Origin of the sequence: Ruminococcus sp. 210702-SL.1.03, assembly GCF_020559915.1 — a bacterium.
Lineage (GTDB): Bacteria > Bacillota > Clostridia > Oscillospirales > Ruminococcaceae > YE71.
Window position 1 is genome coordinate 1 of the sequence record NZ_JAJCLZ010000004.1, and the last position, 22514, is coordinate 22514.

Consider the following 22514-nt stretch of genomic DNA (forward strand, 5'->3'; position numbering starts at 1 on the left):
TTGCCGGAATTTCTGTAATATCTGTCACGCACTTTTGCAGCGGTGCAGCCGCTGTAAAATCACGTTTCAGAAGATCATCGGATTTGCGTGCTTCACGGTCGGCTTTGGTGATTCCATTGGGCTTTCGCTTGGGTCTATGGATCAGGTTTATCTGCTCCATCACGCAGCGAACGGTTGCTTCGCACGGTATTTTTATGTTATCAAGCTTGCCGACTTCTTTTCTGTACTTAAGCGCCTGATACATACGTACTCTGCCGTAATCCGCATTTTCTTCGTCCTCATCATGAATTTTCAGCATCGCATCTGCCAGCGGCTGATACTTCCATGGGGTGTCCTTACGCTCAAGATAACCGTAAAACGCCTGCCTGCTGACTTGCAGAGCTTTGCAGTAAAAGCGGATCTTTCCGGCGTTTTTGCCGTCATCGGTTCGATATGCAATATATTTCAATCGCTGCTCTTTCCGGACTTCTGACGGCATGCAGCGAAAAAAGCCGCCGCATCCTCCAAAAACTCATTCATTTCGCTTAAGCGTTTGTTTTCCTTTTCCAATGCTTTGATCCGCTTCCTCAGCTGCTGGTTTTCTTCGGCGATATTCAGGGATTCTTCCGGGCTGCGTTCTCCACAGCCGATATCAAGGCTTCCGATTTTTGCTTTTCTGATCCAGCCGTACAGCGTATTTACAGGAATTTGAAGTTCATTTGCTGCATTTACCGCACCAATCTTTTTTGCAAGCTTTACCGCCTGCACCTTGTACTCATTTTCATATTGTTTATTTTCTGACATTTCTTTACCTCCATTTTTTCTCTTTCTATTTTACTTCTTTGAGGTTGGAGTGTCAAGTTTTATTATACTATATCAGTGGCAACGACAGCAGAGTGGGAGACACAACTGCAAAGGATAGCAAAGGGGCAGATCTCTGCTGACAGCTTCATTGATGAAATAGAAAACCACGTTAAAAACATGACAAAGAGTTATTCATCACCAGCAGAAAATACAGTCCTCTCTACGCGCTTTGAAGCTATCGGCAAGTGTCCTAGGTGCGGCGCAGAGGTGAGGTCATACAGCAAGGTCTACGCTTGCGAGAAAGGCAAGGAAGCTTGTGGATTCGGTTTGCCGAAAAATATATGCAAGAAAGATATATCTGAAACACAGGCGGCAAAGCTACTCGAAAAAGGGAGAACAGATGTGCTGAAAGGTTTTATCGGAAAATCGGGCAAAAGCTTTTCAGCTTTTTTATCTTTACAAGACGATATGAGCGTAAAGCTTGAGCTGCCTGAGTATGAAACAAAAGTCGTAGGTATATGTCCGCGTTGCGGCTGCGATGTGACGGAAACACCAAAGGCATTTAGCTGCTGCGGCGGTAAGGGCTGCGGCTTCACACTTTGGAAAGAGGATAAAAAGCGTGGCATAAAAGTCAGTGCGGCTTCCGCCGCCAGTCTTTTAAAGGGAAAAACGGCAACTCTGAGTGCAGTAAATTCAAAAGGTGAAAAATACAAAGGGACGTTTGAGCTTGTTGATACGGGAAAGTATGTTAATCTTAGATATGTTGCGAAAAAATACAATGGAGGTTGACAATGATGTGGTCAAATGGTAATTGACAGCGAAACTAAATCATGATAAAATGAGAGGTACTTTAATGAATAAAAAGAGCAAAATGATCGCTGCTAGCAGAAGCGAAGAAAAACGTTTGTTATCGTTACTTGACAAAAGAGAATTCGGTAAGACAGAAATAAATAAACAGCTCATTTCGGAGTTTTTTTCAGAACTTAAGCGCCTTGATATGATTCCCCCTATTTTGAAAGATGATATTACAGAAATAACATTTAAAAACAAGCTGAAATATATGAATGACTTTAGAGAATATTATATTGATGGGGATTATTTCAATGCGATCGGTGCAATAAATGATTTTATCAGATTTTCCCTTAGCTTATTCGAGCCTTCTGCCAAAGCAATGCTTCTAGCTGCATGGAAAATGGTGAATGAAAATGATTTTTAGCAAAGAATGTATGTCTATAAATGATGCCAAAAAGTTAATAGAAATTGAAACTAATAATTCCAAAAAGTATTTTATTGTTTTAAAAGAATTACTCGAAAGACTTAATTGCTTTAGTGAAATAAAAGAAAAATTGATTTTCTTGGATTACAATATAACATTGATCAAGGAATCGGTAATAGCTGAGTATGCCGCCTTGGCAACTCTTCCATATTACTGCAATGCGACAGACGATTACATAATAAGGCTACATAGCTGCATAATGACTTTTTCCTCCTATAATAGCCATGACGGGATAGTAAATTCCTATAAAAAATCAATATTAACGACTGCAGTTAAACCTAAGAGTATCGTTGAGTTTATAAAGAATAAAAAACTTGACAATATTCATCAAGCAGTTTTTGTTTCAGAACTTAACATGATAGCAGCTTACGAGGACGGCTATCACAGATTGGCGGCAGTAAAGTATTTAAGAGAGAGCATTGATATTCCTGTTCGCATAATTGATTTCGAAAATCAGTATGATCATATTTCAACTAACGGAGTTTATTGGTTCGATTTTAATGGCAATTATAAAGAGCTTTCGTCGGATTACAGATTTCCGTTGTTGTATACTCTTTGCAAAATAAAAAGTGTTATATGTGGATCATCTTGTCGGCAAATACTTGATTTTGACGGTATTCACTATAGTAATGATAACACTATAGCCTATGATCCGGAACCGCTTATTACTTTTTCAAAAGATCACAACATAAAGCTTTCGCTTTCAACTATTAACTCAAAAGCTATTTACAATAAAGCAAAAACAACTTTACTAAAAATCAAAGAAAAATGATTTAAAGCAGCTATAAATGGCTGCTTTTTTATATACAAAAAAAGAGAACAGCATAGTGCGAATATGCCGTCCTCAGAAAGAAGAATTAATATGAAAATACCAAATGCAATTTTAACCCAAACCAAAGGAAATGCTCTGAAAGTTGCCTGCAAGCTTTACAGTCTTGTCAATGAGAATAGAAAGAGCCGTAACGGTTACGAGATCTGTGTGAAACAATCTACTCTCTCTAAAGCCTGCGGACTTAGTGTGTCTACAGTCAAGCGTGCCCTTTCGGAACTCGCTGAGAAGAATATAATAGTAAACAGATACAGGACCACTCGTGAAAACGGTCATCAAAGCAGTTATCATTACACTATGGCGTTTTTCAACAAGTTTTTTTATATGCGCTATGATGTTTTTTCATATGCTCTCACGGCGCAGGAATTTACGCTGTACGCCGCAATGTGCAAGCTGCGTACTAATACTATCAATTCATTTTATCAGTCTTTAAACGACCTTTCACGCATTCTGAATGCGGATAAATCAGATATATGCCGCACTTGCAGCAGGCTGATCGAAAAAGGGCTTATAGTAAAGCAGCTAAAGCGTACAAAGCTTGGCGACTATACTGATAACACATACTTCGTGGTAGTACGCTTGCGCGGTACTATAAAAAAGAAGAGACGGTCGCGTTGTCACCATAAATTCACATATATTATATCACCTAAATTTGACTATGTCAATAGCTGCCGCAGAAAATCTATGCATATCTGCTCTGAAAGTTTTATAGGGGGTAGTGGGTAAAATGAACCCTCATTATATAAACCCACTTAGTCATGTCTTTTAGAGAGTAAAAAATATGATCTAAGATATATAACTTTGTTAAGTATATATACATACGAACACTCGGGGTTTGTCAGCTGCGCTGCGCTTTGCATTGTTATGAGTACAAAATTATCTTTTTTTCTTTAAAAGAAATTTTAAATATTGCTATATAATTGACTTTATGCCAATGATGTTATATAATATATGATGTCTGTAAAAAGACTTGTGTAAAAATACTATAAGGAGAAAGAGAATAATGGAAAATCAAATGAAGTCACTAACGTTCGCAGAGCACGCAAAAACCGTGCTAATGATCAAACAGTACAAGGTGCGTGATAATACATATCAGTTGCACTGGGAATCGCTGTGCAGAAATCATCTTTTGCCGTATTTCGGCGCACTGCCTATAGACAGTATCAAGCGCAACGATATTGAGATGTATTTTATCTTGTACCGCGATTATGCGAGAGAAACTCTTAAATCACATTTTTCTGTGCTTAACGAAATAATGGATAATGCGTATGTCAATGATATTATACCAAAAAATCCATGTGAGCATTTCAAGATTCAGGTGGGCGGCAAAACAAAGAAAAAACGCGTCTACACACCTGAGCAAGCTGATCTTGTTTTGGCATACTCAAAGTATCACCGCTTTGGGCTTGAAATTGATCTGTTATTGAATTGTGGATTGACGCGCTCTGAACTGCTGGGTATTAAGTGGGACGATATAGATAATCAAAATCAACTGATATATATCCAGCGAGGTGTTACAGTGCGTCAGGGCGGCAGCAGTGCCGAAAGCAGCCGTGTCGTCATCAACGATACAAAGAACGAGTACCGTGAAAGGGTGATAGCCGTATCTGACGAAACGATGGAGCACATAAACCGCGCTCCGCGTGAGCTGCTGCTAGGTAGGAATGTTCAAAAGAAAACGCCAGGGCACTATGTGTATCCGGAATTTCTCATATATAACCGCTTCGGAAAAGTGTGCAGTCCTGATTCATGGTACATTCGCAGATACAAAGTTTTCATGCAGGAAATGCACAATCACTATCTCAAGCAAGGCGTAAACGTTCCGATGCTTACACCTCACGAGCTGCGACACACACGCGCTTCGATATGGGTCAACGAAGGTAAGAACCCATATGCGATAGCCGCACAGCTCGGCTGGTCAGATCTCGATATGCTCAGCCGTGTTTATGGACATAGGGATATACAGTTGTTGCGAAAGCAGCTGGGGATTTGACTGTAACTACTTGACATTATATTATCAATGTGATATAATATACCAAAGAATTACTAGAAAAACGGGGTAGGAACATGAATCGTATCGATGAAAAACAAAAAGTCAAAGTCATAGTCCATAAGGAATCAACATTTGATAATGTAATAGCCATTTTAGCATTTTTGGCAGTTGTATTTTCTATATTTATGATCGTGACATTTTGGCCGACAATTTTCTCGCTAATTGATTCACCAAAAGATTTTTTAAAATTTTTGCCTATGCTATTATCATTTACTGTTCCGGCAATATTTTTAGAAGTGAAAAACAAGATTCCTGTTTTATTAAGACCTTTGATAGTGTCCTTAGTTGTAACATTTTTTACGGAACTAGAAAGGGTTATAAAAAGTGGTTTCTCAATAATACGGATCGAGGGCATAGAGAAAATAGCGTTATATTATCTAATCTTCCTATTTGGATCAATTCCACTAGTGCTAGTATTATTTATTATTGGTTTTATAGTAAGAAGCATAATCAGAGCAGTAGAAAAACATAAGGAAAACTAAAGGAGCTGCACTTCTCGTGCAGCTCCTTTTTTTTGCCTAAAGGCAGATATTCTACCAAAAAAATTCATAAAATTTACTGTGACTACTTGACATTATGCCGCCAATATGTTATAATATAAGAGTAAAATAAATAACAAAACGGGCTGCTCAGTGTTACCAGCACCAAACAGCCCATCACCCTAAACGATACGGTCATATCGTCAGGACTTAGTTTTGCGTTCATTGCTACCATTATAGCATGAATAATAGATTTTGTCAAGGCCATACCTAGTATCTTTTAGGTATGGTTCTTTATTTTATCACAATATCTTCACAGTGTGGTTGACAGCTTGCAGATATTAGAATCTTGAAAATTGAATCCTCATGCTCTCCGGACTAATGATAAGGTAGATTGGAAGTGTCCGGTATTAAGCTGATGATGGCCACCCGATGACAAGGGAGTGACCTAAATGCGTATGAACATCATATGCTCCCACGAGGAGCTGCGCACCATGTGCAACGCCCGGAGCATAGCAGCCTATGCAATGATATACAGTCTGCAAGAAAGACCCACACCGGTTAGGTGATTTTAATTTTTTTCTTTCAAAGAAAGACTGTGAGCATACAGCGCCGCCGCGATCCTGAAACGGCTGTGCCGCCTATGAGCCTGCACGCTGATCCAACTGAGATCACAAAAGCTTAATTTACAATACAAGCAAGCCTGTATAAGCCCTTTCGGCTGCTCGACATAGAGTGCGATACAAGCTGTAAGAGCAGAGGTCGAAAATGCGATCCGCAGTTTATACTGTTTATATATTACTCAACCGATTATCGGTTGAGATGAACGCATCAGTTTTGGTGCTTTCATCTTTGCCGATAATGGCTTATTAACACAATAGCGTGACCACTTTTACAATGATCACGCATTAGTTGTTGGTCGGAGTGACGGGACTTGAACCCACGGCCTCTACCACCCCAAGGTAGCGCGCTACCAATCTGCGCCACACCCCGACGACTTTAATATTATAGCACATAATTTCACCCGTGTCAACAATTTTTGCACGGAAATTTGTTAATATTCAGTAAATAAAAATAGAAGATATTATTAACTACGGTTTTTGCAATACTTGTGCGACAAAAAATAGATTTTGTCCGTATAAAGTGTGTATTTTTTATTGTTTGTAAGAAAAAATACATAAATTCATAACAAAATATGCCCTATCTTGCTGATATAATGTATATATAAATATAGTATAGCGCTGGTTTTGTCGCTTTTTCAGACTTTTTACAAACATTATACAGCGCTCTGCCTTGTAACATGCGCATATTTGCGGTATAATAGCATTATGCACCGCTTTTACATAGCGCGGCGGCAGTTCAGGAGGAGATAATATGCCAAAAAACACCGATAAATACATTTGTTATGTCAATCGAGAGCTTTCGTGGCTCAAATTTAACGAACGCGTGCTCGAAGAAGCTGAGGACGAAAGCGTGCCACTGCTCGAAAGGCTCAATTTCATCTCGATTTTTCAGAGCAATCTTGATGAATTCTTCATGGTACGCGTTGGCGGTCTGCATGACGCCATGCTCGTTTCCGATCGCTCGCGCGATAATAAGACGGGCATGACCCCGCAGGAACAGCTTAGCGCTGTTCTCGCACGCGCAAAAAAGCTGCTCAAACGCAAGGACGAGGCTTACTCGCGTATCATGGCGGAGATCGACACTCGCGGCGTGCGCGTCGCCCGATTTTCCGAGCTTAACGAGCGCGAGCAGGAGTATGTTCGCCTGAAATTTGAAGCGGATATTCAGCCGCTGCTTTTCCCCGCGCTTATTGGCAAAAAACAGCCTTTTCCATTTCTGAAAAATAAAGAGGTCTACGGTATCGCCGTGCTCCAAAGTAAAAACGGTAAACGCCGCCTGGCCATCGTTCCCTCGATAACCCTGCTTTTCCCGAACGCTATTGAGATACCGCCCATGGCTTCCTCAAAGGGCACTGTTTATATGCTCACCGATGAGATGATCCTGCACTTTTTTGCCAACATTTTTCCAGGCTATAAGGTCATCGAAAAGTCGCTGATAAAGATAATCCGCAACGCCGATATAGATGAATCACGCGTTTACGATGAAGATCTCGATTACCGCGACCATATGGCTGAGGTCATCAAAATGCGCAAAAAGCTCTGCCCTGTGCGCCTTGATATGACTCGCCGACTTAGCGACGGCGTTGTGGAAGAACTTTGCGAATACCTACACCTCGAGAAAAAGTGCGTTTTCACCAGCGATTCTCCGCTCTCGCTCGACTTCGTAAAGATTATTCGCGAAAAGCTTTCCGACGACCCCGAGCTTAGCTATAAGCCCCGCACTCCGCAGAAATCGCCAGCTCTCACTGATTCCGCGATAATCCCGCAGGTGCTGAAAAAAGACGTGCTGCTGCACTATCCGTATGAGAGTATAACGCCTTTCCTTAATATGCTCAGTGAGGCTGCACGTGACAAAAATGTTATCTCTATCCAAATGACTCTTTACCGCCTTGCCCGCCATAGTAAGGTAATAGAAGCGCTGGTCGAAGCTGCCGAAAACGGCAAAGAGGTCAACGTTTTGGTAGAACTGAAAGCGCGCTTTGATGAAGAAAATAACATAAATTGGTCTAAACGCCTTGAAAAGGCGGGCTGCCGCGTTATTTACGGCATAGATAGGCTTAAAGTTCATTCCAAGATCTGCCTTATCACTCGCAAGAGCGGCAAGAACGTTCAGTACATCACGCAGGTCGGCACCGGCAACTACAACGAATCTACCGCGCGGCTTTACACCGACCTTTGCCTTATCACCGCGAACAGCGATATTGGCAAGGAGACCGCCGAGGTATTCCGCCGCCTGCTGATGGGCGAAACTATCTCAGAAACAAATCTGCTCATGGTAGCGCCGCACTGCCTGCAAGATAAAGTAATAGACCTTATCGAGCGTGAAACGGCAAAGGCGCGCGAGGGCAGGGAAGCCTACATCGGGCTGAAGCTCAATTCGCTGACCGATAAGAAGATAATGGAAAGCCTGATAGAAGCTTCGCAGGCGGGCGTGAAGATCGAAATGGTCATTCGCGGTATCTGCTGTCTGCGCCCGGGCATCGAGGGCTACACCGAAAATATCCGCATTGTGAGCATCGTCGGCAGACTTCTCGAGCACTCGCGTATATACATTTTCGGCAGCGGCGATGACCGCCAGATCTACATAGCCTCCGCCGACCTCATGACACGCAACACTTTGAAGCGCGTAGAGGTGGCCGCGCCGATACTTGACGAGCAGCTTAAACGCCGCGTTGAGCAGATTTTTACCGCCATGATGAGCGACAACACTTCGGCGAGAGTTATGCTGCCCGACGGTACTTACGAGCGTCAAGAGCCTGTCGGCGAGCCTTTCAACGTGCAGGAATTTCTTTATGATACCGCTTATAAGGCGGCAGGATCTCGAAAATCTAAATAATACCAAAAGCGCGGCTTCGGCTGCGCTTTCTTTTATTTACAAAAAGTTTTTTTGTAATCGTTATTGTAAACGTTTAAGCCCGCGCGCGCCTATTGCATTTTTTTTCGCGATATAGTATAATATATTTATCACAAATAACCATGAAAGGAAACGTAATATGAACGAATTTGAAACAAACAAAGCTTATGTTACCTCGAGATATGAGGAGCTTATCAACCGCAAAAACCGCAAGGCGGACAGCTATAACGGCATTTACGACCGCTATGTAAATCCTGTGCTTACCGCCGAGCACGCGCCTATCATCTGGAAATACGACCTTGACCCCGCGACCAACCCGCACTTTATGGAGCGCCTCGGCATAAACGCCGTGCTTAATTCGGGCGCTATCTATCTCAATGGCAAATACTGCCTTGTAGCGCGCGTTGAGGGCAGCGACCGCAAGTCTTTCTTCGCAGTTGCCGAAAGCGACAGCCCTACCGAGGGTTTCCGTTTCCGCGATTATCCCGTTATCCTGCCCGATACCGAGCCTGACGAAACCAACGTTTACGATATGCGCCTTACTCAGCACGAGGACGGCTGGATATACGGCGTTTTCTGCTCTGAGAGCAAGGATACTTCCGTCAACGACCTTTCCGCGGCTACCGCGCAGGCGGGCATAGTTCGCACTAAAGACCTCGTTACATGGGAGCGTCTGCCGAATTTGAGATCTAAGTCGCCGCAGCAGAGAAACGTAGTTCTCCACCCGGAATTTGTTGATGGCAAATACGCTTTCTACACCCGTCCGCAGGACGATTTTATAGAAACAGGCTCGGGCGGCGGCGTTTGTTTCGGTCTTTGTGATGACATCACGAACCCCGTCATCTGCACCGAGGAAAAGGTCATATCCCCCCGCCGCTACCACACCATAACCGAGGTCAAGAACGGCGCGGGCGCTGTTCCGATAAAGACACCCAAGGGCTGGATACATATAGCGCACGGTGTAAGAAACACCGCCGCAGGTCTGCGCTACGTTATCTACGTTTTCGCGACCGACCTTAACGACCCCTCTAAGCTTATCGCCGAGCCTTCGGGACTTTTCATCGCTCCGCACGGCGCTGAGAGAGTCGGCGATGTTTCAAACGTTTGCTTTACTAACGGCGCTATCGTCCGTGAAAACGGCGATGTTTACATCTACTACGCTTCCTCCGATACCCGCGTGCACGTTGCTTCGACTACTATCGAGAAACTGATGGACTACACTTTCAACACTCCGTCTGACCCGCTGCGTTCGGTAGACTGCGTAAAACAGCGCTGCGAGCTTATCGAGAAAAATCTGAAATTCATGGGCAAGTGACCTCGTAAAATAGTAAGACCTCCGAGCTTTTCGGAGGTCTTTTTTGTTTGTTGAGTTTTTATTCCGCGCTTTCAGCAGCGCTTTCCGCCGCACTGTCCGTATCGCTCTCCGCGAATGAAGAGGTTATCTCCATATCGGGCGTGATGATTCCCGGCTCGTATTGCAGATTGAAAAGCTTCCAATGTCTGCCGACCTTGCCGACGTAGAAATTCATGCGGAAAGTTTCTTCGCCTTTTGAGCCTTTGAACGTAACGTCGGTGACTACCAAATTCGCCTCGCTTATGTCTGGAACAGTGCCGTAGGCTTCCTTGTAGCCGTCTAAACTGTACTCGGTAAGCTCGTCGGCTCTCTGTATTTTCCAGCCGATGGTGAAATCGTCGCCATAGGTATCTGCAAAATCGGCGGCAAAAGTTTCCATGTATTTCTTGTCGCCAATTTCGGAAATCTTGAGGTCGCTCTCATAGTCTTTTTGCATCTCTTTTGGGAAGCATGAGCTGTATTTGTCGAAATCGCGTTCGTTTATCGCCGTCAGGTATTTGTCCACAACGTCGCTGCTCTTCTCGCTAAAGCCTATAACGCCAGTGCCGAAAAGCGTGCCTACCACGATAAGCATCGCCGCGATAGTCAACACAATCAGTAGGCGCACCATCTTCGGGTCGCGCTTTTTCTTGCCGTTTTTATCGCGCTGAGCCTCTTTCAACTTTTTGTAATGTTCTTCCTTTTCTTCAGCTGTCATAAAGCGCACTGGCTTATTGGTCTGGTATTTCTTGACGGCTTTTATTTCGAGGTCAGGGTCGCCGTAGCCGCAGTGCTCGCAAAATTCGCCCTTGTACTCTTTGCCGCATGATTTACATATTTTAGACATTTGTCAAATTTCCTTTCGCTAAGTATAGAATTATTATACCACGTTCCAGAATTTTTTTCAAGTGTGCACGGCAATTTTTCTGCAAAGACTTGTAGCACTGCGATCTATCTCAAATTTTCTTTCATTTCGCACTTGACATATCTGCTAAAATATTGTATCATAAAATCAATTATCTGAAAAGCAACTATTTGTCATGCAGATCATTGCAATTGCAAATGGAAAGGCGTTACAAAAAATGTTCGAGCGCCGTGCACCGTACAGAATTTGCACAAAAAGACAATCGGCGCAAGCAGGAAGAGATATATGTTTCACTCTGCACGATGAAAAATCCGCACCGCTCGCCGTGCAGCGTTTTGCTGAATATTTAGACCACAGAAACGATAAAAACGACCTAGATAAGGAGATGGAAAAATGAAAATAGGCTCGATCGGCTACAACCACAGCCACGACAGATCATTCGTAATGGACAGACCCGCAGGCCCGGGCGCATGGCTGTTTTTGCTAGTAAAATCAACGGCTTTGTTCGAGTTAGACGGCGTTCGGCAGAACGTTGCGGCGAACTCCTGCGTGCTCATTTCGCCCAACACGCCATGTATGTACACCGCCCTAGATGACAACTACACCGACGATTGGTTCTACTTCTCGGAAGAGGTCGGCGACATGGATCATTTTGCAAAACTAGGGCTGCCGATCAACCAGATTGTGCACCTCGGGGCGGTGGAGGAGCTGAGTCAGATAATGCACATTTTGACCTATGAGCACTACTCGGCAGACGCTTTTCACGAAGAGATCGAGCAGCGCTATCTCGATATACTTTTTATGAAGATCGGCAGGTTGATCGCAGACAAAAAGCATCTCTGCACACGCGCGTTCGCAAAGAAAAATGACAGCTTCACGCACATTCGCAGCCGCATTTACACCCAGCCCGATTTGGTCGGCAGCGTTGATGAGCTAGCCGCAGAGGCGGGGATGAGCCGTTCGGGCTTCCAGCATATGTATAAAAAAATGTTCGGTGTGAGCGTTATTGCCGATGTCATAACCAGCAGGGTCGAGCGCGCAAAACGTTTATTGACATCGACCACGCTGACGGTCGATGAGATCGCCGCGCGGTGCGGGTACTCCGGCTCGTATACCTTTATTCGTCAATTCAAACAGCGCTGCGGCAAAACGCCGACAGCCTACCGGAAAGGTCTCTGACATATCGCCGTCCGTTTGCGCTGGTGGATTTTGCACAAAATGATACTAAATTGAGCTTTTTTTGATATTACAATCGTGCACAAAATGTAGTATACTATTTGTAGAGAAATTATATTGAGGTGATCAATATGCCAAATCCTATCCTGCCGCTTTGGGAATATATACCTGATGGAGAACCGCGCGTTTTCGGCGACCGCGTTTATCTTTACGGCTCGCACGACAGAGCAGCCAGCGACGTTTTTTGCGATTTTAAATTGAAAGTTTGGTCGGCGAGCGTGGATGATCTTAATAACTGGACTTGCCACGGCGACAGCTTCAAGACCCGCAGCAGCGGCGACCGCAAGCCTGATACGCCATGGACTGACCACGAACTTTTTGCCCCCGATGTTATAGAAAAAGACGGTAAATACTACCTTTACGCATATATTGTGGGTTCTAAAGGAGCAGTTGGTGTTTCAGACCGTCCTGAAGGCCCGTTTGAACTGCTTTCCAACTATAAATATGATACAAAAGTGGGCGATGATGGTATTTTTAACGATGCTGGCGTGTTGGTAGATGATGACGGAAAAGTCTATATCTACTACGGATTTACCGAGTCGAACATGAACGAACTTGACCCCGCGAATATGTACGAAATCAAGGCGGGCAGTTACAAGCGCCCGGTGATTGACGACACAGAGAACGTTCCGCGGGAACAGCGCTTTTTTGAAGCCAGCTCGCCGCGAAAGATCAACGGAAAATATTACATGATTTACTCGCCCTGCGTCGGCAGCCGACTTGCATACGCGACCTCCGACTCGCCGAGAGGCCCTTTCATATACCGCGGATACATCATTGACAACGGCGTTGATTACCCCGGCGGAAATAACCACGGCTCTGTCTGCTGCATAAAAGGTCAATGGTATGTTTTTTACCATAGAATGACAAATGGCACAATAATGAGCCGCCGTGCCTGCGTTGAAAAAATCGAGATCCTGCCCGACGGAACTATCCCGACGGTCGAAATGACCTCGCTCGGGTTTGAGGATTCGCTCGATCCGTATAAACTCACGCCAGCCGAGATCGCGTGTGTACTAAAAGGCGGCTGTTTTGTTACTGAGAAGGACATTTTCACGCGAACTGTTACCGACATCACCGACGGCTGTGTTATCGGATACAAATATTTTGATTTTGGTGATGATTTTACCAATGATGGAATGACAATAGCAATGAAAGTCAAAGGCGGCGGAGCGAAGTGCCGCGTGCGCGTTCTGCTAGACGATCCTGAAAATGGCGAGGAAATCGGAAGCATACAGATCGGCACGGGCGACGGCGTTTACACGGCAAAAACTGCGAAAGTTATTGGCAGACACGCACTTTATTTCGTTGCCGAGCACGGCGTTGAGGGCTGGACGGCGCAGTATTTTGAGGGCAGAAAGCTATTTGAACTGGAAGAATTTGTGTTTATGAAATGACGAAAAGAGGAAGAAGATCTGTGCGCTGACGGCTTTGATGGCAACAACAGCCTTGCCGATTTGCTGTTTATCCGCTCCTTGCAGAAGTACGCTGAGAACGATTTGATGACTAGTAGTATAATATATAAGACCGTCTGCAATATATCAGACGGTCTTTATACTTTATATTGATGTGCATATTTCATTCAGAATCTATATGTGGTATTATATTAACAAATATGCGATTGCTGAGATCAACATCAACCCAACTCCGCATGACAATAAAACTATCCCTGCGGTCTTTGCAGATGTCACTACCTTATCTATATATGCACATTTCGGCTTTTTCGGGTCATATATCACCTTTACATCGCTGCCGATATGCCATACCTGCTCCCCAAGCACCCTGTAATTGTGATATATGCCCGTCGTGTGGATATGAAATATATCATTTTCGGATATATAAAAACCGTCGCCCTGCCCAAATACCTTTTCCATTTCGGGCGTGCTTATATTAGTCGAAACTACGCCTTTGTAATGTCTGTAAGCCGTGTATGTCCTGCCATTCACGCTGAATTCTGCGACAGGCGCGACAGACTTTGCGTTAGATCCGCCAGCTATGCGGTGTTTTATAACTTTTCCGACCGTTTCAGCTGTGCATCTCCTGCGCAATGATCTGCCGCGCATGAAAAACGGCATCGACAACAGCGCTGCAACAAGTCCTGCCGCGCCTACACATATGCAGCCGATAGTATTTGCGTCCATATATCTTCACCTCGAAGTTATTATATCACAAACTTGCCTTAGTGTCAAGTTTTTATGGGTTGACAGGCACAAAAAAATGTGCTATAATAGCTTTTGAAATTCGGGATCGGATGATCTGATGATATTAAATAAACGTTCGGTACCTAAAATAGACCATCACAATATCGCTTTAAAGTGATATATATATTTGAAAGGCGTGATATATTGAATGATCCTATAAAAACATTGACGAAAATGGATCGGCTGCTTTGGATATGCTCGCTTGTCGCTGTTTTTTTATCTAATATCCTGCCGGGTCAGCTTGACATATTGACATTGGCGGCGGCGATGATAGGTGTTACATCGCTGATATTCGCGGCAAAAGGCAACGTTTGGGCGCAGATATTGATGATAGTTTTCAGCATATTGTACGGCATAATATCGTACAGATTCAGATATTGGGGCGAGATGGTAACATATCTTGGCATGACATTGCCTATGGCGGTGTGGTCTATGATAACGTGGATACGAAATCCCTCTGCGGAAAACGACTCGGAGGTAGAGATACAGCGGCTCAATCGAAAGCATATCGTGGGGCTTGTGATATTCACCGCGGCGGTATCTGTGGTATTTTACTATACTTTAAAAGCGCTCGGTACACCAAATATGGTATTCAGCACTATTTCAGTAACCACAAGCTTTCTGGCTGCATCGCTTACGATGCTTCGCTCATCGTATTACGCGCTGGGATATGCCGCAAATGATATAGTCCTAATAGTTTTGTGGATATTGGCGTCGCTGAAAGACCCTTCATATATACCCGTTGCGGTCAATTTCAGCATATTTTTCCTAAACGATATGTACGGTTTCATAAGCTGGAAGAAACGTGAGATAAGGCACGCGCAGATAGCTTGATATACATGAACGCAGTCGAAAAAGGCTGCGTTTTTTTGCTTAAAAATATAGTAATGATCGTTGCTTGATTCTCTTGATTTTCACATTGCTTTGTGCTATACTATAATATGGCGGAGTGGGGCGCTTCGCTATTTATGATACAATTTTTAGGAGGTATTTTCTATGACGCTTGAAAATGTCATTAGAAGAACTGCCGCGCTGATAATCTGTGCGGCGGTGTGCGTCGGCACAGCGGCCTGCGGCAAGTCCGATAAAAAGGCTGACGAAACAAAGGAAAGCGGCCCTTCGGCAAGGGTCACGGTAGACGGCACAAAATTCATGGTCGATGGCAAACAGCTTTGGATCAACGGTGTAAACACCCCGTGGATCAACTGGAACGACTTTACAGGCTCGATGGACACCGATGCTTGGGAGCAGACTTTTACTCAGCTCGAGGCTGACGGCGTGAACTGTACCCGTATCTGGGTCAACTGTGCGGGCGAAAATATCGTTCGCTTAAAAACAACGGGCGCAATTAAAAATATCAACGAGAACCACTGGAGCGACCTCGATAAGCTTTTCGAGATGGCTGAAAAGCATAAGATCTACGTTATGCCGACCATCACATCATTCGACCACTGCAAGGGCGAGAACGGCAGCGGCGAAAAGTGGCGCACTCTGCTCACCAGCAAGGAGAATGTTGACGATTTCGCTGAGCAGTACGTCAAGGAATTTTGCAAGCGCTACAATGACAATGAGTACATCTTCGCGGTCGATATTATGAACGAGCCCGACTGGGTCCACGAAAATGAGGAGTGCGGCCAGCTCGAGTGGGACGACCTCAGCTACTTCTTCGGCAAGTGCGCGGCGACTATCCACGAAAATTCTGATATGCTCGCGACCGTCGGCATGGGTATAATCAAGTACAATTCCGCCAATTACGAGGGCAACGTTATCGCCGACGATACGCTCAAAAAGCTCACCGGCGATGATAATGCTTATGTGGATTTTTATAGTACACATTACTATATGTGGCAGAAGCCGTACTTTGGTTTCCCTTTCAACGTTACCCCGCAGGAGTTCGGTCTTGACGATACCAAGCCTTGCCTCGTCGGTGAAACTTCCAACGATGATTCGGGCGAGTGCGGCTACGAGCTGACTGAAAAATATGAAATAGCTTACGAGAACGGCTGGCAGGGTCTTATGGTCTGGATGGAGCGCAAGGAGGACGGCACATGGTATGAGTATGGGCTGACTCAGGCGGCTACTTCTGCCTTTGCTGAAAAGCATAAAGACCTCGTTTATCCGCTCGGCAAATAATAAAATTTGAACATACTTTTCAGACCCTGCAGAGCTTTTTGCGGGGTCTTTTTTAGCCCTCTGAGATAATAAAATATTCACAAATTGTTATGAATATACTGCTTGTTTCATTCGTCAAAAGTGCTATAATGTGTCTTAGAAAAATGTTGTTTTTTTACGTTTTTCATAATAGATCGGAGGTTGATTTTTTATGATGGGAAGACTCAGAGCAATGCGCGAGCCGCTTAAATATGTTCAGGGAAGAGATGCGCTGCTGAAATTTCAGGAAGAAATGGGCTATATGGGCAAGAGATGGCTCTTTGTATGTTCAAACAGCGGTTATAAAGCCTGTCATGATAAGATAGAGAAAAGCTTTGGCACGCTCGATGATTACAGACGTTACGAGATCTTCGGCGGTATCTCCAGCAAGGGCGAGATCGCTAAGATGGAGGCTATCGTTAAGGAAGATAAGATAGATACCGTTGTTGCGGTAGGCGGCGGAAGCGCTGTCGATACCGCTAAGGCTACGGCTTACTACACCGGCAAACACATCGTTATCCTGCCTACCGTTGCCGCTACCGACGCCCCCTGCACAGGTCTTTCGGTAATTTATAATGACGACCACAGCTTTGATAAATACCTTTTCTACCCAACTAACCCCGACGCCGTAATGGTAGACACTACCGTTATCGCAAACGCTCCCGTTAAGTTCCTTATCGCGGGCATGGGCGACGCGCTGGGTACATATTTCGAGGGCAGAGCTTCTATCCGCACCGAGTCTGCCAGCCTTGAGGGCACGGGCATCACTCGTGCAGGTCAGGCGCTCGCAAGACTTTGCTACGATACCCTTCGCGAGTACGGCAAGCAGGCTGTTGAAGCTTGCAAAGTTCACGCCGTTACCCCCGCCCTCGAAAATATCATCGAGGCGAACGTTTATCTCTCGGGCGTTGGCGCTGATAACGTCAACTGCGCCGCTGCACACTCTTTCTACAATGGCGTTACGTCGCTGGGCATCAAGCACGCCGACCATGGCTGCTGCGTAGCTCTCGGCACGCTCGTTCAGCTCGTTCTCGAGGGCGCGTCCAAAGAGGAGTTCAAGGAAGTTCAGGACTTCTGCATCGAGGTAGGTCTGCCTGTAACTCTTGAAGAGATCGGCGTTACTACCCCCGAGCAGGTCAAGACCATTTCCGAAAACGCTTGTATCCCCGGCGAAACTATCCATAACCTCGCGGGCGATGTTCAGCCCGTAGAGCTTTACGACGCTATCATGCAGGCTGACGCTATGGGCAAGCTTGCTCTCGGCAAATAATTTTTCAAACAGCAAAAAATTTCGGGCAGAGGTCAATTCCTCCGCCCGATTTTTTATTTTGTCGTAATAAAGAAGAACCGCGGAAATCTGAAAATTATCTCGCCGTTTGTCAATAAAAAAAGACCTCCGTCAGTAACGGAGATCTTCAAAAAGGGAATAGGCGCTTTTAAAAATGGGGTATCATAAGTCATTTTCTCGTTGCGCCAAATTATCAAAAAAACCTGTCTTGCTAAGTTGTTTTCTTTCCCTAATACTATTGTATAATTTTTTCGTGCGTTTGTCAATAGCAATGTCATGAACTGCTGGGGAAATGTAAAAACTCGCACGAGTCGCTGGCAAAATTATAGAAAAAGCACTGCTTCTGTCTGTCAAAAGCAGTGTCTATGTACTATTTCTTATAGTCCTTTACAGGTCTTGGCATATACGATAAGACCCACAGGTATCGTTATAAGCTGAGAGATCGTGAACGTAACGTTCAGCGAAAATGAGAATTTTAAAACGTAAAGATCTATCGCCACGTTATCTATTCCCATGCTTTTTCCCCAAGCCAGCCAGCTCAAAAAAGCTACGTTCCTGCCAAGGTAGGCAAGCGCCGCGCCCAAAATTATCGCCGCCAGCATGAAGAAGATGAATGCAAAAGTTTTTTTCAATTTTCTCTCCGCTCCTTATTTTCTTCTTGAGGAACTCCTGCGCTTGTTGTCCATGACGTGCTTGAGGTCGGAAAAACGCTCCTCGCTCGAAGCCTTGAATTTCGCCATCATGTCCTCAAAGTCCGCGTCGCCCGAATTTGTTCTCACGTCGTATACAGGGGGCGGGTTTTTAGCAAAGTCCTGCGGCTGCGGTCTTTCGTAAGTTCTCGCGCGGCGTTGACCCTGTCCCTGTCCTCTTGCGCCGTCGTTCTGCTGGCGGTGATCTCCGCGTTCGTTTCTGCCGTGGTTCTGTCCGCCCTGTCGCGCGCCATCTCTCTTGAAATCGCCTCTGCCGCCGCGGTTGTTGAACTGCTTTTTCTCGGGCATAGGCAGCGCTTTCTTTATCGAAAGGCTTATCTTTCCGTTTTCACCCAGCGCCAGTACCTTCACCTTTACGGTCTCGCCTTCGGTGATGTGGTCTTTTATTTCACTGACGTAAGTATTGGCGATCTCGGAAATATGTACCATTCCCGTCGTACCCTTCTCCAGCTCAACAAATGCACCGAATTTCGTAATGCCGGTTACTTTTCCTTCGTAAATTTTTCCTACTTCAAGCTGCATATTCTTTTTCAATACCTCTCATATTTATTTAACGCCCGCCGCTACTGTAAAAACGGGTCGGAACGTGCTTCCCAAGGGGTTCACTGCGCTTCTACTACGTAAAAGCGTCTTTCGTTAGGGTAGGCGTAGCCCAGCTTTTCCACGGCTATCCTCTCCATATATTCCGTTTCGTCCTCGCTCGCCAGCCTGCGCGAATACTCGTCGTTAAGCTGTTTCGCTTCTGAGATCTGCGCGTTTATCTCGCTGCGCTGCTGCTTTAGCTGCGCTATCTGCACCTGCTGCGAGATTATGGTAACTATCGAGTATATCACGAGGATAAATGCTGCAAATCCCGCAATAGGCCCGAAAATTCCCGCACCATCTTTTTTCTTTTTAGCGGACCTTACAGCGTCGTCCGCGTAAGTTTTACTTTTCAATTTTTTTCAACTCCTGAATTTTTACACAAAAAGCAGCCGCGCATGAAACGCTTCTGCCGTACTGCCGCTTGTATGTAGATACAGTTTCTCCGTCAGTACCTACATCTATAATTATATCTTTTTCGCGGCGAAGTTTCAAGTGCTTTTTTGCACTTTTTTTGATTTTTTTGAATTTGGGTACTTTTTCACAAACATTCGTCTGCTTTTAGCTGATATTTTGTGCATAGATCTGACTGCCGGCTTAGCCGCTGCGCCAAAAACCGCCGCTGCCCCGCGCACGGCAAATCTGCCTATCGCGAAATGCCAGCCCGCCGCGCCGCCTATCATGCCCAGCAGCACGAATCCGCGCAGATAATTCGTCTGCGCCAGCGTGAATACAAAATACACCGCGCCGAACATCAGTGTGTAAGTCAGGTCGCAGATCAGCCGCACCGCTGCAAAGTTTAGCAGTCGCGCCACTATCTGAAAAAGCCCGTATATTAGCCCCATAGCCGCGCCCGCCGTCACCGCCAGACCCAGTATGTCCAGCTCTGCCTGCGTGCCCAGCTGCATTGGCGTCATGCCGCGCCTCCCTTACTTAAAGAGCTTGCCCAGCAGCCGCAGCCGCTTCGTGGCATTTTTGTCGCCGTATATCAGCGCCGTTATGCTTCCCTCTATGGTCAGGCTGCCGCTTTCTACGCTCATCTCGTTGACGTGCAGGTCTTCGCCGTATATGCAAAGCTCGCCGCACTCGGTAAATACGCGTATCTTTTTTTCGTCAAAGCTGTCCGCGTCCGTAACGCCCGAAATGCTCAGGCTTCGGCAGTTTTGTAATATCAGGCTGTGTCTTTCTCCGCTGTTTTCGTTCATATGATTCACCTCAGTTTATCATATGCCGCAGCTTTGAGATTCATTCGGTTTTTTCAGCTTAGCTTTTGCCGATATTCTGGTGATATTTCTTTATGTGCTCTTTCAGCCTGTCAAATGATGTCGAGCTGATGGCGTGCTCCATGCGGCAGGCGTCCTCCGCGGCGGTCTTTTCGTCTACGCCTAGGCTTACCAGCCAGTCGGTCAGCACGCGGTGGCGCTCGTAGATGGTCTCTGCCACCTGTCTGCCATCTTCTGTAAGCGTTATGTATCCGTTTTCGTCAATGAGTATAAATCCGCCCTCTTTTAAAATTCCCATAGCGCGGCTTACGCTTGGCTTTGAAAGCTCCATCTCGCGCACGATGTCTATCGAGCGCACCTCGCCGTGTCGGTTAAAAAGTACCAGTATTGTTTCCAGATAATTTTCTCCGGATTCATACAGCTTTTTCATTTCTGTTTCCACCGTCCTTTCAATAGTGGTCTTTTATCCTATGATATAAAATTCTACCAAGAACATATGCCTCAGGCAATAACGCACAACTACCGCCTTCGGCTTTGTGCACGTCTTGCTTGCGTTTTTGCGAAGCCAAAACAATTTTCCTTCATAATGCCCTAAAACTCCTTGACTAACGCCAGTTAGCCTGCGTCGCTTTAAAACACTTTTACGAAAAATTTGACGGCGCAATACGCACACAATAGTTGTGCGTTATTGCCTTTATATTTTAACATATTTTTCACTATTCGTCAACCATTTAAACGATAATTTTTTTGCTTTCGCGACATTATTCGCCATTGAAAGCCTTGATGATCTCCGCCGTGCGCTCAATGTCCTCCGCTGTGTGCGCGTATGATACGAACATCGCTTCAAATTGCGAGGGCGCGGCGTATATGCCGTTTCTCAGCAGATGCCTGTAATATTTCGCGTATTTTTCTGTGTCGCAGGCGCGCGATTCGTCGTAGCTTACTACCTTTTTGCTGTTGGAAAAAGCCGTCATGAGCGAGCCGCAGCGGTTCACGTTCAGCCCCGCCGACTTCATAGCTTCCTCCAGCACTGCCGACTTTTTGTCCAGAGCTTCGTAAATATCCGGCGTGCTCTCTATCTGCTTTAGCGTCGCGATGCCCGCCGCTACCGCGCATGGGTTGCCCGAAAGCGTGCCCGCCTGATATACCGAGCCGAGCGGCGCTACGCACTCCATTATCTCGCGCCTGCCGCCGTAAGCCGCCAGCGGCATTCCTCCGCCGACTATCTTGCCAAGCGTTGTGAGGTCGGGCGTTACGCCGTAAAGCTTCTGCGCGCCGCCGTCTGAAAGGCGAAAGCCTGTTATAACTTCGTCGAATATCAGCATAGCTCCGTGCTCGGCGGTAATGTCGCGCAGGAACTGCAAAAAGCCCTCCTTAGGCGGCACAACGCCCATGTTCGCCGCGCATGGCTCGACTATCAGCGCCGCTATCTCTCCGCCGTGTTCGTCAAAAAGCGCGCGTACCGAGCTTTCGTCGTTGTACTTCGCCAGCAGAGTGTCCCGCGTACAGCCCTCGGTGACTCCCGCACCCGATGGTATCGACTGCGTCATAAGTCCAGAGCCTGCTTTTACCAGCAGTCCGTCCGAATGTCCGTGGTAACAGCCCTCGAATTTGATTATCTTATCCTTGCCCGTAAAGCCGCGCGCCGCTCTTATCGCGCTCATCACGGCTTCCGTGCCCGAGTTTACCAGCCTCAGCATTTCCATAGAGGGGAAGTGCTTTCTGATGAGCCGCGCCAGCTCTATCTCGCTCTTGTGGCAAGCGCCGAAAGTCAGCCCCTTTTCGCATGCGGCTTTCACGGCTGATATGACTGGCTCGCAGGCGTGCCCGAGTATGTTCGGCCCCCATGAGCAAACGTAGTCGATAAATTCGTTGCCGTCCTCGTCCCATATCCGCGAGCCTTTCGCGCGCTCGATGAATAGGGGAGTAGTGCCTACCGAGCGGCAGGCGCGTACAGGGCTGTTCACTCCGCCGGGCATATATCCGCAGGCTTCGGCGTACAGTTTCTCCGATCTTTCAGTTATCATC

24 protein-coding genes, 1 tRNA gene and 1 pseudogene are annotated in these 22514 nt (G+C 45.8%); 14 read left to right on the forward strand and 12 right to left on the reverse strand.

Annotated elements, in window-relative coordinates; translation table 11 throughout:
* Together LI114_RS03425 and LI114_RS03430 are read right to left on the reverse strand one after the other, a co-directional pair.
* Positions 1-448 (reverse strand): annotated as a pseudogene (locus LI114_RS03425) (IS3 family transposase); the annotation flags it as partial.
* The gene (locus LI114_RS03430) at positions 445-783 is read right to left on the reverse strand and encodes a transposase (RefSeq protein ID WP_227219345.1); all 339 of its coding nucleotides are present in this window, start codon (positions 781-783) and stop codon (positions 445-447) included. The gene LI114_RS03430 and the pseudogene LI114_RS03425, both read right to left, overlap by 4 nt.
* Before the next feature lie 75 nt (positions 784-858).
* Here LI114_RS03430 and LI114_RS03435 point away from each other — a divergent pair, with 75 nt between their 5' ends.
* The 6 genes from LI114_RS03435 (at position 859) to LI114_RS03460 (ending at position 5423) form a co-directional block, all read left to right on the forward strand.
* Complete coding sequence (locus LI114_RS03435; RefSeq protein WP_227219347.1) at positions 859-1572, forward strand: topoisomerase C-terminal repeat-containing protein; 714 nt, start codon at positions 859-861, stop codon at positions 1570-1572.
* 64 nt (positions 1573-1636) lie between these two features.
* The gene (locus tag LI114_RS03440) at positions 1637-1999 is read left to right on the forward strand and encodes a hypothetical protein (RefSeq protein ID WP_227219349.1); all 363 of its coding nucleotides are present in this window, start codon (positions 1637-1639) and stop codon (positions 1997-1999) included.
* Positions 1983-2831, forward strand: coding sequence for a hypothetical protein (locus LI114_RS03445; RefSeq protein ID WP_227219351.1), 849 nt, complete (start codon positions 1983-1985; stop codon positions 2829-2831). Before LI114_RS03440 ends, LI114_RS03445 begins: the two co-directional genes overlap by 17 nt.
* 90 nt (positions 2832-2921) lie before the next feature.
* On the forward strand, positions 2922-3614 hold the full coding sequence (locus LI114_RS03450) for a helix-turn-helix transcriptional regulator (protein WP_227219352.1): 693 nt from the start codon (positions 2922-2924) through the stop codon (positions 3612-3614).
* Between the two features lie 277 nt (positions 3615-3891).
* Entirely contained in the window at positions 3892-4881 is a 990-nt protein-coding gene (locus LI114_RS03455) for a tyrosine-type recombinase/integrase (RefSeq protein ID WP_227219354.1), read from the forward strand.
* 74 nt (positions 4882-4955) lie between these two features.
* Entirely contained in the window at positions 4956-5423 is a 468-nt protein-coding gene (locus LI114_RS03460) for a hypothetical protein (RefSeq protein WP_227219356.1), read from the forward strand.
* Positions 5424-6336: 913 nt separating this feature from the next.
* Here the strand turns inward: LI114_RS03460 and LI114_RS03465 are convergent.
* Positions 6337-6413: transfer RNA gene (locus tag LI114_RS03465), tRNA-Pro, on the reverse strand.
* 381 nt (positions 6414-6794) lie between these two features.
* On the opposite strand from LI114_RS03465, the gene ppk1 reads away from it, so the two are divergent.
* Both ppk1 and LI114_RS03475 read left to right on the forward strand, forming a co-directional pair.
* Entirely contained in the window at positions 6795-8879 is a 2085-nt protein-coding gene (ppk1, locus tag LI114_RS03470) for a polyphosphate kinase 1 (protein WP_227219359.1), read from the forward strand.
* Positions 8880-9036: 157 nt separating this feature from the next.
* On the forward strand, positions 9037-10212 hold the full coding sequence (locus LI114_RS03475; protein ID WP_227219361.1) for a glycosidase: 1176 nt from the start codon (positions 9037-9039) through the stop codon (positions 10210-10212).
* Between the two features lie 58 nt (positions 10213-10270).
* Here LI114_RS03475 and LI114_RS03480 read toward each other — a convergent pair whose 3' ends face one another.
* Positions 10271-11077 carry a hypothetical protein gene (locus LI114_RS03480; protein WP_227219363.1) on the reverse strand — a complete coding sequence of 269 codons (807 nt, stop codon included), beginning with the start codon at positions 11075-11077 and terminating at the stop codon, positions 10271-10273.
* A 193-nt stretch (positions 11078-11270) separates the two neighbouring features.
* Here LI114_RS03480 and LI114_RS03485 point away from each other — a divergent pair, with 193 nt between their 5' ends.
* The 3 genes from LI114_RS03485 to LI114_RS03495 all read left to right on the forward strand — a co-directional run bounded on the left by LI114_RS03485 (position 11271) and on the right by LI114_RS03495 (position 13728).
* Positions 11271-11492 (forward strand): hypothetical protein, encoded by a 222-nt coding sequence (locus LI114_RS03485; RefSeq protein WP_227219365.1) that lies wholly within the window; start codon positions 11271-11273, stop codon positions 11490-11492.
* A complete protein-coding gene (locus LI114_RS03490) occupies positions 11489-12274 on the forward strand; it encodes an AraC family transcriptional regulator (protein ID WP_227219367.1) in 786 nt (261 codons plus the stop codon). Before LI114_RS03485 ends, LI114_RS03490 begins: the two co-directional genes overlap by 4 nt.
* A gap of 128 nt (positions 12275-12402) precedes the next feature.
* On the forward strand, positions 12403-13728 hold the full coding sequence (locus tag LI114_RS03495; protein WP_227219369.1) for a family 43 glycosylhydrolase: 1326 nt from the start codon (positions 12403-12405) through the stop codon (positions 13726-13728).
* A gap of 204 nt (positions 13729-13932) precedes the next feature.
* On the opposite strand, the gene LI114_RS03500 is transcribed toward LI114_RS03495, so the two are convergent.
* Positions 13933-14472 carry a DUF3592 domain-containing protein gene (locus tag LI114_RS03500; RefSeq protein ID WP_227219371.1) on the reverse strand — a complete coding sequence of 180 codons (540 nt, stop codon included), beginning with the start codon at positions 14470-14472 and terminating at the stop codon, positions 13933-13935.
* A 204-nt stretch (positions 14473-14676) separates the two neighbouring features.
* On the opposite strand from LI114_RS03500, the gene pnuC reads away from it, so the two are divergent.
* From pnuC to LI114_RS03515, 3 genes are all read left to right on the forward strand, one after another.
* Complete coding sequence (gene pnuC, locus LI114_RS03505; RefSeq protein ID WP_227219373.1) at positions 14677-15366, forward strand: nicotinamide riboside transporter PnuC; 690 nt, start codon at positions 14677-14679, stop codon at positions 15364-15366.
* A gap of 162 nt (positions 15367-15528) precedes the next feature.
* A complete protein-coding gene (locus LI114_RS03510; protein ID WP_227219375.1) occupies positions 15529-16665 on the forward strand; it encodes a cellulase family glycosylhydrolase in 1137 nt (378 codons plus the stop codon).
* A gap of 190 nt (positions 16666-16855) precedes the next feature.
* A complete protein-coding gene (locus LI114_RS03515) occupies positions 16856-17953 on the forward strand; it encodes a glycerol dehydrogenase (RefSeq protein ID WP_022127020.1) in 1098 nt (365 codons plus the stop codon).
* A 395-nt stretch (positions 17954-18348) separates the two neighbouring features.
* Here LI114_RS03515 and LI114_RS03520 read toward each other — a convergent pair whose 3' ends face one another.
* From LI114_RS03520 to hemL, 7 genes are all read right to left on the reverse strand, one after another.
* Positions 18349-18603, reverse strand: a complete 255-nt coding sequence (locus LI114_RS03520) for a DUF4321 domain-containing protein (protein ID WP_022127021.1) — start codon at positions 18601-18603, stop codon at positions 18349-18351.
* A 15-nt stretch (positions 18604-18618) separates the two neighbouring features.
* Positions 18619-19215: a S1 RNA-binding domain-containing protein gene (locus LI114_RS03525; protein ID WP_319638290.1), complete on the reverse strand. Its 597-nt coding sequence runs from the start codon at positions 19213-19215 to the stop codon at positions 18619-18621.
* A gap of 68 nt (positions 19216-19283) precedes the next feature.
* Positions 19284-19619, reverse strand: coding sequence for an FtsB family cell division protein (locus LI114_RS03530; RefSeq protein WP_022127023.1), 336 nt, complete (start codon positions 19617-19619; stop codon positions 19284-19286).
* A 135-nt stretch (positions 19620-19754) separates the two neighbouring features.
* Positions 19755-20180: a spore cortex biosynthesis protein YabQ gene (gene yabQ / locus LI114_RS03535; protein WP_227219377.1), complete on the reverse strand. Its 426-nt coding sequence runs from the start codon at positions 20178-20180 to the stop codon at positions 19755-19757.
* Between the two features lie 12 nt (positions 20181-20192).
* The gene (locus tag LI114_RS03540) at positions 20193-20468 is read right to left on the reverse strand and encodes a YabP/YqfC family sporulation protein (RefSeq protein ID WP_022127025.1); all 276 of its coding nucleotides are present in this window, start codon (positions 20466-20468) and stop codon (positions 20193-20195) included.
* Positions 20469-20526: 58 nt separating this feature from the next.
* Positions 20527-20916 carry a metal-dependent transcriptional regulator gene (locus LI114_RS03545; RefSeq protein WP_022127026.1) on the reverse strand — a complete coding sequence of 130 codons (390 nt, stop codon included), beginning with the start codon at positions 20914-20916 and terminating at the stop codon, positions 20527-20529.
* A gap of 331 nt (positions 20917-21247) precedes the next feature.
* Positions 21248-22513: a glutamate-1-semialdehyde 2,1-aminomutase gene (hemL, locus tag LI114_RS03550; protein WP_227219379.1), complete on the reverse strand. Its 1266-nt coding sequence runs from the start codon at positions 22511-22513 to the stop codon at positions 21248-21250.
* Position 22514: the final 1 nt, after the last annotated feature.